Source organism: Kitasatospora saccharophila (genome assembly GCF_039529925.1).
GTDB lineage: Bacteria > Actinomycetota > Actinomycetes > Streptomycetales > Streptomycetaceae > Kitasatospora > Kitasatospora saccharophila.
This window is the reverse complement of sequence record NZ_BAAANS010000128.1, coordinates 1-6,862: the sequence shown is the minus strand read 5'-3', so window position 1 is coordinate 6,862 and position 6,862 is coordinate 1. Positions and strand designations below refer to the sequence as shown.

At 73.4% G+C, this 6,862-nt stretch carries 7 protein-coding genes and 1 riboswitch; of the genes, 2 read left to right on the top strand and 5 right to left on the bottom strand.

What is annotated here, in order from left to right; genetic code table 11:
- Window positions 1-96: 96 nt before the first annotated feature.
- Together ABD345_RS39575 and ABD345_RS39570 are read right to left on the bottom strand one after the other, a co-directional pair.
- Window positions 97-291 (bottom strand): hypothetical protein, encoded by a 195-nt coding sequence (locus ABD345_RS39575; RefSeq protein ID WP_344559635.1) that lies wholly within the window; start codon window positions 289-291, stop codon window positions 97-99.
- A gap of 560 nt (window positions 292-851) precedes the next feature.
- A complete protein-coding gene (locus ABD345_RS39570) occupies window positions 852-1,850 on the bottom strand; it encodes a phosphatase PAP2 family protein (RefSeq protein ID WP_344559633.1) in 999 nt (332 codons plus the stop codon).
- 151 nt (window positions 1,851-2,001) lie between these two features.
- Between ABD345_RS39570 and ABD345_RS39565 the strand changes: the two genes are divergently transcribed.
- Both ABD345_RS39565 and ABD345_RS39560 read left to right on the top strand, forming a co-directional pair.
- The gene (locus ABD345_RS39565; RefSeq protein ID WP_344559631.1) at window positions 2,002-2,661 is read left to right on the top strand and encodes a TetR/AcrR family transcriptional regulator; all 660 of its coding nucleotides are present in this window, start codon (window positions 2,002-2,004) and stop codon (window positions 2,659-2,661) included.
- 221 nt (window positions 2,662-2,882) lie between these two features.
- Window positions 2,883-3,647, top strand: coding sequence for a glucose 1-dehydrogenase (locus tag ABD345_RS39560; RefSeq protein WP_344559627.1), 765 nt, complete (start codon window positions 2,883-2,885; stop codon window positions 3,645-3,647).
- Between the two features lie 47 nt (window positions 3,648-3,694).
- Here ABD345_RS39560 and ABD345_RS39555 read toward each other — a convergent pair whose 3' ends face one another.
- From ABD345_RS39555 to ABD345_RS39545, 3 genes are all read right to left on the bottom strand, one after another.
- Window positions 3,695-4,567: a bifunctional 5,10-methylenetetrahydrofolate dehydrogenase/5,10-methenyltetrahydrofolate cyclohydrolase gene (locus ABD345_RS39555; protein WP_344559626.1), complete on the bottom strand. Its 873-nt coding sequence runs from the start codon at window positions 4,565-4,567 to the stop codon at window positions 3,695-3,697.
- A 25-nt stretch (window positions 4,568-4,592) separates the two neighbouring features.
- Window positions 4,593-4,674, bottom strand: a riboswitch (ZMP/ZTP riboswitch).
- Between the two features lie 42 nt (window positions 4,675-4,716).
- Window positions 4,717-5,616, bottom strand: a complete 900-nt coding sequence (locus ABD345_RS39550; RefSeq protein ID WP_344559637.1) for a Gfo/Idh/MocA family protein — start codon at window positions 5,614-5,616, stop codon at window positions 4,717-4,719.
- 171 nt (window positions 5,617-5,787) lie between these two features.
- The gene (locus ABD345_RS39545) at window positions 5,788-6,759 is read right to left on the bottom strand and encodes an urease accessory protein UreD (RefSeq protein ID WP_344559624.1); all 972 of its coding nucleotides are present in this window, start codon (window positions 6,757-6,759) and stop codon (window positions 5,788-5,790) included.
- Window positions 6,760-6,862: the final 103 nt, after the last annotated feature.

Below are 6,862 nucleotides of genomic sequence, written 5' to 3'. Positions count from 1 at the left end.
GGAGATCGAACCACGCGGCCCCATCGAGACCGAAGCAGCCCGCCGCCTCGCCGACGACCTCAACGATCAGTAATCAGCTAATTACCCCACACTTTCTCAGAGCAGCCAGAGGCCGAAGCCCGCGACCAGGATGCCGAAGGCGATCAGCAGCGGGCCGAGCAGATGGTCGCGGGGGCGGTCGGTGCCGGGGCGGATCCGGATCGTGGAGGCCAGGCCGAAGCCGGAGAGCAGCACGCCCAGCGAGGTCAGGACCGCCCACAGGGCCGATGCGGCGACGTGGCCGGAGATCATCGGGCCGTCGGCCGGCCGGCGGTCCGGGAGCGCGCGCCGGGCGCTGACGGGGCGTGGGGTACGGCCATGATGCGGGTCCTCCTGCTGGGTTCCGCACGACGCTACCGGGGGGCGGAACAAGACTCCGCCACGGATTGGCAAAGCCTTCACCGCACCCGTCCGGCCGAGCCGGAACCGCGCGTCCTGACGACCCGTCAGGTTCACTCGGGCGGCCCACCAGCGCGAACGCGGGGTCGTTCGATTCACAGCGAATGCCCAGGGACTTCCCGGCCGCCGCCCAGCATCGGCCGGCCGGGCCCCCGAGGGGGTCGGACGGGCTCCCGGAGGGGCGGCGGGAAGGCCGGCGACAGGGGCTCCGGAGGGCCGGGCGGGAGGTGGACCGGAGGTGGCGCGGCAGTGTCGTCCAGGCGCCGTCCAGCTGGTGCGCAGGTGGTGTTCAGGCGCTCCGGAGCGAACCGTCCGGGGGCGCCGCGACCCCGTCCGGACATGCGGAAGGCCCCGGTCCGGCACCACCTTGCCGGGCCGGGGCCGGGGCCCACGGAGTGGGGGGACGTCCCTCGTCAGCCGACCGGGACGGTCGGTTCGGCGGCGGGGGCGGCGGCCGCCCCCTTCGCCTCCCGGGCCGCGGCGCGGCGGGCGACGAAACGGTTGACCAGGGTGACCATCGCCCAGGCGAAGGCCCAGCCGACCAGGATGTCGATGATGAAGTGCTCGGCGCCGTAGACCAGCGTGAAGGCCATCGCCAGCGGGTACGCGGCGAGCAGGACGCGCAGCTTGCGGCCGGCCAGCGGCCAGAAGAACAGCGCGATCACCATCGGGTAGGCGGCGTGCAGCGAGGGCATCGCGGCGACGTCGTTGGCGAACTTGCTGCCGTTCTCGAAGATGGTGCCCGCCCGGGGCAGGCCGCTGTCGTTGAGCACGGTGTTGACCACCCGGTCGACGACCGGCATGTGGCCCTCCAGGCCGGCCAGCCACGGCGGGTCGGCGGGGTAGAGCACGTAGGTGGCGAAGCCGATCGCGGTCATCGCCAGGTAGCAGCCGAGGAAGTGCCGGAACCGGGCGTGGTTGCGCTTCCACAGCACCGCGAGGATCACGAACACCGCGAAGAAGTGCGACATGTAGACGGTGACGGCGGCGTAGTCGTACCACTGCGGGTGGCCGGGGTGGTACAGCAGGTCCTGCAGGCGGACGGTCCAGGTCTCGCCGAAGCCGAGCACCTCGTCGAAGGCGATCTGCGGGGCGTAGTGCGGGCGCCACGGCGTGTGCGCCCCGTAGCCGCGGAGCAGGGAGTACGCCCAGACCACGGCCATCACGGGGACCCAGTCGCGCAGGACGTACAGCCAGCCCTTGCGGCCGCCGCTGTGCACGGACGCCGTGACCAGGGCGGCGATCAGCCACAGGAAGACCACGTCGTTGGCGTACGGCAGGCCGTAGACCGCGAGGTAGCGCCAGAAGGCCAGCACGAAGAGCGGCCAGGCGAGGTGTCGGAGTTTGAGCCGGGACAGCAGGTGGAGCGCCAGGGAGCGTGACCGGGCTGCCAGGTGGGACGAGTCGATCATGCGTCACGAAGCTAGCAACAGCGGCTTGGAGATTCCTCTTGCCGCGCGCCGGGGTTCCCAGCGAGTTCCCAGGCGACCCACGGACGGGTGGCGGGGGCCGCCAACCGGACTAATGCTCGACATTAATAATGGCGAGCATTAATGTGGAGACATGACGAGGAAGTCGACGGGTGCACGGAGCACCCTTGCGGGCGGCGGCTCCGGCGACGGTTCCACCCGGGCGCTGCTGATCCGGTCCGCCGAGCGCCTGTTCGCGGCGCAGGGGGTGCACGGCGCGCAGCTGCGCGAGGTGGTGCGGCAGGCCGGGCAGGCGAACCCGTCCGCGGTGCAGTACCACTTCGGCTCGCGCGAGGGCCTGCTGGACGCGGTGATGGCCGAGCGCCAGCAGCGCACCGAACGGGCGCTGGCCGCGCGGATGCCGCAGCCCGAGGGGCGTCCGCTGGGCGAGCTGCTGGGGGCGCTGGTCGACGCGGAGGCCACCGAGCTGCGCACCGAGCGCGGCCGGGACTGCCTGCGGATCTCCACCCAGGTCAGCCACCGCAGCGGCATCCGGGAGCGGCGTCCGCACGCCGGGCTCGCGGGCACCCTGTACTGGCGGCTGATCCTCGAACTGGAGGCACCGCTGGTCCCGCTGGCCCCCGAGGCCGTCCGGCTGGAGCGGATCGACCTGGCGCTGACCCTGATCGGGGCCGCGCTGGCCGAACGCGCCCGGCAGCTCGCCGAGGGCGAGCCCACCCTGAGCGGGGACGGCGCGTACCTCGCCGACCTGGTCTCCGTCTGCACCGGTCTGCTGACCGCGCCGGTGCCCTGAGCGCCCCGCCCTGAGCGCCCCGCCCGGAGCGCCCCGCCCGGAGCGGGAGACCCCGGCCCGGCGGCGGCGGAAGGAGAACGCAGGACCCAGCGGTAGGACGCGGACGCAGAACGCGGACGCGGAGCGCGGTGCGGCGCTGTGGAAGCGGTGGCTGAAGCAGCGGCGGCGGCGCGGCAAGGAAACCGGGCGCCCACCAGGCGCCGAGCACCGAGGAGCAAGTCATGAGCGAGTTGTCCGGCAAGACCGTCATCATCACCGGCGGGGCCCGGGGCCTGGGCGCGGAGACCGCCCGGCAGGCGGTCGCGGCGGGGGCGAACGTGCTGATCACCGACGTCCTGGACGCGGACGGCGAGGCCACCGCCGCCGAACTGGGCGAGCGGGCCCGCTACCGCCACCACGACGTCAGCTCGGAGCAGGACTGGGCGGACGCGGTCGAGTACGCGCAGGCCGAGTTCGGCGCGGTGCACGGGCTGGTGAACAACGCGGGCATCTCCACCGGGAGCTTCCTGGTCGACGAGTCGGTGGAGCACTTCCGCAAGGTGCTCGACATCAACCTGACCGGCGTGTTCATCGGTATGAAGACGGTCGTCCCGGCGCTGCGGGCGGCGGGCGGCGGCTCGGTGGTGAACATCTCCTCGGCGGCCGGCCTGATGGGCCTGGCGCTGACCGCCGGCTACGGCGCCTCCAAGTGGGGCGTGCGCGGCCTGACCAAGATCGGCGCGGTGGAGCTGGGCGTGGACCGGATCCGGGTGAACTCCGTCCACCCGGGCATGACCTACACGCCGATGACCGCGTCCACCGGGATCCAGCGCGGCGAGGGCAACTACCCCAACACCCCGATGGGCCGGGTCGGCGAGGCGCCCGAGATCGCCGCGGCCACCGTCTTCCTGCTGTCCGACGCGGCCTCCTACGTCACCGGCGCCGAGCTGGCGGTGGACGGCGGCTGGACCACCGGCCCGACCGTCCGCTACGTGATGGGCCAGTGATCCCCGGCGACCGCGCACCGGTCATCGGCCGGTGCGCGGTCGTCCGATCACTGCCGCTGCGGGCCGAGTTGGCGCGTCGCCGCCTCCACCGTCTGGGCCAGTAGCACCGCGATCGTCATCGGGCCGACGCCGCCCGGCACCGGGGTGATCAGGCCGGCGCGCTCGCGGGCCGAGGCGAAGTGGACGTCGCCGACGTTGCCGGGGTTGTAGCCCGCGTCGATGACGACCGCGCCGGGCTTGAGGTGTTCGCCGCGGATGAGTTCGGGCCTGCCGACGGCGGCGATCAGGACGTCGGCTTCGCGGACGATCGACGGGAGGTCGACCGTCCGCGAGTGGCAGTACGTGACGGTGGCGTCGCGGGCGAGCAGCAGCATGCCCGCGGGCTTGCCGAGGATCGCGCTGCGGCCGATCACGACGGCGTGCTTGCCGGTCAGCCCGACCCGGTACTCGTCGAGCAGGCGCATGATGCCGCCCGGGGTGCAGGAGGTGAAACCGGGGAGGCCGAAGGACATGGCGGCGAAGGAGTGCGTCGTGACGCCGTCGACGTCCTTGGCGGGGGCGATGGCTTCGAAGGCGGCGCGTTCGTCGACCCGCGGGCCGGCCGGATGCTGGAGCAGGATGCCGTGGACGGTCGGGTCGGCGGACAACTCGCCCAGGACGTCGACGAGTTGGGCGGTGCTGGTGGCGGCCGGGAGTGGGACGTGGCGGGAGCGGATGCCGGCCTTCTCGCAGCGGTTGCGCTTCATCCGGACGTAGGTGACGGAGGCCGGGTCCTCGCCGACCAGGACGGTGGCGAGGCAGGGGGTGACACCGGTGCGCAGGCGGAGGTCGGCGGCCGCGGCCGCGGTGGCGTCGGTGAGGCGGCGGGCGGGGGCGGTGCCGTCCATCAGCCGGGCGAGGACGGGGTTCTGGTCGGTCATGGGCGCAACTCCCTGGGTCTCGGGGTGAGTTCGCCCAGGCGCGCGGCAACGGCGGTGCGGCCGCTCCCCGGTGGTGCTCCACCCGTGCGCCAGTCACGGCCCTGCGGGCATCGTAGCCGAGGGCCGGACCGGACGGCGGGGAACGGGGGTCAGGACGCGGCGGATTCGATCCGCTCGACGATGAGTTCGCAGAGTTCGTGGGTGCGCAGGGCATCGGTGGCGTCGAGGGTCTTGCCGGCGCGGAGGGCGTCGAGGAAGTGCAGGACGACCTGTTCGATGCCGCGCTGGCGGGCGACCGGGACCCAGTCGCCGCGGCGGCGGACGGTGGGCTGGCCGCGGTGGTCGATGATTTCGGCGAGGTTGTGGACCTCGCGCTTGGAGTCGGCGCCGGAGACTTCGAGGATCTCCTCGGTGGAGCCGGAGACCCGGTTCATGATGCCGAGGGCGGTGAAGCCGCGGCCGGCGAGGGTGAGGACGAGGTGTTCGACCAGGCCGTCGCGGGTGCGGGAGCGGACGTCGACGTGTTCGATCTCGCCGGGGACGAGGAAGCGCAGGCTGTCGACGACGTGGATGAAGTCGTCGTAGACCAGGGTGCGGGCGCGTTCGGGCAGGCCCTCGCGGTGCTTCTGCAGGACGATCAGGTCGCGCGGGCGTTCGGCGGCGAGCAGGTAGCCGGGGGCGTGGCGGCGGTTGAAGCCGACCAGCAGGGAGCGGCCGGTGTGTTCGGCGAGGGCGACCAGGCGGCGGGCGCCGTCGAGGTCGTAGGCGAGCGGCTTGTCCACGTAGACGTCGACGCCGCGGGTGAGCAGTTCCTCGACGATCGGGACGTGCTGGTCGGTGGCGGCGTGGACGAACGCGGCGCGGATGCCGGAGTCGATGAGTTCGCCCAGGTCGGTGGTGCGGAACGGGAGGCGGTGGGCGTCGCCGATCCGGTCGAGCTTGGCCCGGTCGCGGGTCATCAGGCGCAGGTCGAGGCCGGGTTGGGCGGTGAGGACCGGCAGGTACGCCTTCTGCGCGATGTCGCCGAGGCCGATGACGCCGACCGGGATCGGGGTGGTGCTGCGGCCGGTCTCGTGATCGCTCATCGGGCACTCCTGCGAGGGTGGGTGGTGGTCGTCCCTGACCACCCGGCAGCATATGCCAGGACGCTCGTTGAGCTGTCCGAACACCGCTGGATCGGCCGATTCGCGTCGGTGCGGGCCCGGGTCCGGGCCGCGGGTCTAGGTCTTGCGCAGTTCGGGTGCGGGGGCCCCGATCAGTTCGCGGCGGACGGCGTCCCAGGCGGCGCGGAGGGCGGCCGCGCAGGAGCGGGTGTCGGGGCCGAGCAGGCGCAGCCAGGCGCCGCACTCCCCCGGCAGGGTGGAGACGCCGTACAGCGGGCCGCGGTCGCCGAGCGGGGCGAGCGCGGTGTGCAGGACGTCGGCGATCCGGGCGGCCGGGGCGAGCGGGCTGAGGACGTACAGGGTGGACATCACGTCGTGCCCGGCCAGGACGGCCGGGCCGGTGACGCCGCCGCCGGGGGTGGCGGCGGGGAGCAGCCGGACGGTGTCCAGGGCGAGGAGTTCGCCGTCCGGGCGGCGCGCTTCCAGGTCGGCGGCGAACACCCGGTAGGCGTGCCGTTCGCCGCGGGCGAGCCGGCCGGCCAGCACGGTCTCGCCGGCCAGCACGGTGGCGGACGGGTCGACGGTGAGGACGGTGCGCTGGTAGAGGCGGGAGCCGGCGAACGGGATGACCGGTTCGGGGAGGTACTCGACGTAGGCGCGCGGGCCGGCCGTCAGGTGGACCAGTTGCGTCGCGTAGTCGTGTTCCATCCGGTGCACCTTGGTGGCCGCCTGGGTGGTGAGGTGCACGGCGGTGTCGGCGCCGCAGTGCAGGTCGGTGCGGAGCCGGTCGGCCTGCAGGACGCCGCCGCCGGTGGACATCAGGAAGGTGACGGCGAGGTCCGGCCGGGCCGGGTCGAAGTACAGCGGGCGGGTGATCTGCAGCGGTGACTTCTGGTAGTGGCCGGTGAGTTCGGTGCGGTCGCCGACCCGTTCGAAGGCCAGTTCCAGCAGGCCGACCTTGCCGGGGCGTCCGACCGCGAGGGTGTCGGGCGTCCCGGCGAGGCAGCGGACCTCGGGCGGGACGCGGGCCGGTTCGTAGTGCCCGGGGTCGAGCCGGGCCGGTCGGACGGGCGGCCGGGCGGGGGTCACCCGGCGGCCTTGCGCCGGCTGCCGAGGAAGGCGGCGAGTTCGGCGATGCCGGTGCCCTCCAGCGAGTTGGTGAGGATGACGGGCTTGCCCTCGCGGACCCGGT

Excerpts from the sequence above, each read along its gene's own strand:
- ABD345_RS39575 (WP_344559635.1), bottom strand. The coding sequence starts at position 291 with ATGATCTCCGGCCACGTCGCCGCATCGGCCCTGTGGGCGGTCCTGACC.
- ABD345_RS39570 (WP_344559633.1), bottom strand. The coding sequence starts at position 1,850 with ATGATCGACTCGTCCCACCTGGCAGCCCGGTCACGCTCCCTGGCGCTC.
- ABD345_RS39565 (WP_344559631.1), top strand. The coding sequence starts at position 2,002 with ATGACGAGGAAGTCGACGGGTGCACGGAGCACCCTTGCGGGCGGCGGC.
- ABD345_RS39555 (WP_344559626.1), bottom strand. The coding sequence starts at position 4,567 with ATGACCGACCAGAACCCCGTCCTCGCCCGGCTGATGGACGGCACCGCC.
- ABD345_RS39560 (WP_344559627.1), top strand. The coding sequence starts at position 2,883 with ATGAGCGAGTTGTCCGGCAAGACCGTCATCATCACCGGCGGGGCCCGG.